The sequence below is a fragment of the Elusimicrobiota bacterium genome (genome assembly GCA_026388075.1).
Taxonomy (GTDB): domain Bacteria; phylum Elusimicrobiota; class Endomicrobiia; order Endomicrobiales; family JAPLKN01; genus JAPLKN01.
Genome location: JAPLKN010000165.1, coordinates 1 through 2,495, shown reverse-complemented (window position 1 = coordinate 2,495; position 2,495 = coordinate 1). Strand labels below are relative to the sequence as shown.

The window sequence follows — 2,495 nt, the reverse complement described above, 5'->3', positions numbered from 1 at the left end:
AAAACAAAAATAAACAAAAAATACATCAAAGGAGTATAAATCATCAGCTTTTCCAAAGTTTTTGATTTTTAGCATATATCCCAAGCGGTTTAGGTATGGTTGAATAGTCAATGAAAGGGACTAAAATATTCATTAAAATAATTGAAATATAAAAAACATAAATTACTCCGGTCACCGCGTAAGCCAGAAGCGATAGAATTCCGCATCCAATGCCGAAAACAATTTTCCCTTTCAATGAAATAGGAGTCGTTACCGGATCAGATGCCAAAAAGAAAATACTAAACAAAGAGACGGGCCCGAAAATATTAGAAATACTAATTTTCCCCGATATTATTACTGAAACAACATAACCAATTAATAAAATTGATAAATATGAAATTGAAATAGAAATTGCGATCCTGTTTCTAACTATTAAATATATTGCTCCCAATAGCAATGTAATAATTGAGGCTTCAATCAATGAATTATTTTGCATTTTCGTTAATAGGCTTCCTGCCAATATATTATGGCTAAGATATTTAAGGCTCAAGGCTTGCGGAGCATTGAAAATATTCAATATTTTAAAAAATATTTCTCCTGCTTGTTTGGGAAATATTATTTGAAGAAAAATCCATCCCGTAACCGCAGGATTTATCAAATTGTTGCCCAACCCCCCAAATATTTGTTTTCCGAAAACAATAGAAAATATTGCTCCTATGATTATTCCCCACCAGACAAAATACGGAGGAAGCATTAATACCAAAATTACGGCAGTTATTACAGAACTAAGATCTTCAATTCTTACGGCTTTCTTGAAACTTTTCTGCCACAAATATTCTGTGAGAACGGCAAAAAATACCGAAAGAAATATTGAAATTAAAGCTTTGATTCCATAACAGTAAATTGAGTAAATTACAATCGGCAACAGAGCAATAATTACATCGCGCATAATACTGTTTATGCCGGTTTTTTTGTGCAAAAAAGGATTTAATAGTTCCCAGTTATTTTTATTGATAAACACCAAATTTCCCCGTATCATATTTTTTTACCATTTCTTTTTTTGCAGTCTGAATATGTTCAAAAATGGGCCGATAAGAAGGGCACACAAAACTGCAGGTTCCGCACTCTAGGCATAGTTCAGGATAATAATTTCCCAGCTTATCCATTTTCCCTTCTTTCACAAGCGTGCTTATTTTATTTGGAAGCAAGTTCACCGGGCATGCTTTAACGCAGTTTCCGCATCGAAAACAATCAAAATTTTTATAATCAATTAGGTCGCTTTGTTTCAAGATAAAAACTCCCCTAGTTGATTTTATCACAGGAACATCTAATGAAAAGTGCTTTTTTCCCCGCATAATAGAGCCCAATACAAAAGAATTTGTTTTATCAATTTTAAAACCGCAATATTCTACTATGTCTTTTATCAAAGTACCGTTTCTTACCCAGAGATTCCTGCAACTGTTCAAGTCTGAAGTTTCTACGGTAATCACTCTGGAAATTAGCGGTTCGCCATTTTTTACCGCCCTGCAGATTGAGTAAATTGTTGCCGCATTACTAACGATTACCCCTGCATCAACCGGTAATTTGCCCGAATGAACGGTCCTTCCCAGCAATGTTTTAATTAGAAGTTTTTCGTTTCCTTGAGGATATTTAGGCGGAAGAAGCGCAATAAATATATTCGGCTCATGAAAAATAATATTTCGCAACATATTAACCGTCTGGATATTGTCCTGCCGCAAAGCTATTATTGAATGAGAAATATCAAGTATATACATTAATATTTTTATGCCGTCTACTATGGTTCTAGCGTTTTCATGAATTAATGCATTATCACAATTAAGAAAAGGATCGCTTTCAACTGCATTAACTATTAATGTATCAACTTCTTTTTTACCCACTTTAAGCTTTATATGAGCAGGAAAGGCCTCGCCTCCAAGGCCGACAATACCGCAATCTTTTATAACCGAGAGAAGTTCATGAGGAGTGTAGCGAAAATAGTCAGAATATGTTTTTTTAGGCACAATTTTATCATCTTTCCCAACAGATTCTATTACTATAGATTCAACTTTTTCTCCGGTAACCGGATGAGGATACTCTCTGATATCAAGTATTTTACCCGTAACAGAAGAATGCAATGGGACAGAAAAAGGGTCCTCCGATTCGGCAATTTTTTGCCCAGTAAGAACGCTATCACCCTTTGAGACAATTGGTTTAAGCATTATTCCCGGCTGCTGCATTAAAGACAAAACTACTATTTCAGGAATAGGCAAAGATTGTATAGGATGTGCTGGCGGTGATTTTATAACTTTTATTTTTATGCCGCCCGTAAGTTTATAATTTTTTTTGATAATCAATGAAATAACCCTTATTTATATTTTTAAGATTTATGTATTTAGGGGGCACTGAAAAACTCATTGCCCCCTTGATTACACCGATTAAGACAGATTACACAGATTAAACTTCGTCGGTGTATCCGTGTAATCGCTGTTTGCAATCTGTGTAATCAGGGCTTACCG

Annotated in this window: 2 protein-coding genes; both read right to left on the bottom strand. The window is 34.7% G+C overall.

All coding sequences use genetic code 11. From position 1 onward, the window contains the following. Positions 1–43: 43 nt before the first annotated feature. Positions 44–1,000, bottom strand: a complete 957-nt coding sequence (locus NT145_09040; protein MCX5782819.1) for an RnfABCDGE type electron transport complex subunit D — start codon at positions 998–1,000, stop codon at positions 44–46. After that, complete coding sequence (gene rsxC / locus NT145_09035) at positions 987–2,333, bottom strand: electron transport complex subunit RsxC (GenBank protein MCX5782818.1); 1,347 nt, start codon at positions 2,331–2,333, stop codon at positions 987–989. The genes NT145_09040 and rsxC overlap by 14 nt, the downstream gene beginning before the upstream one ends. Positions 2,334–2,495 lie beyond the last annotated feature (162 nt).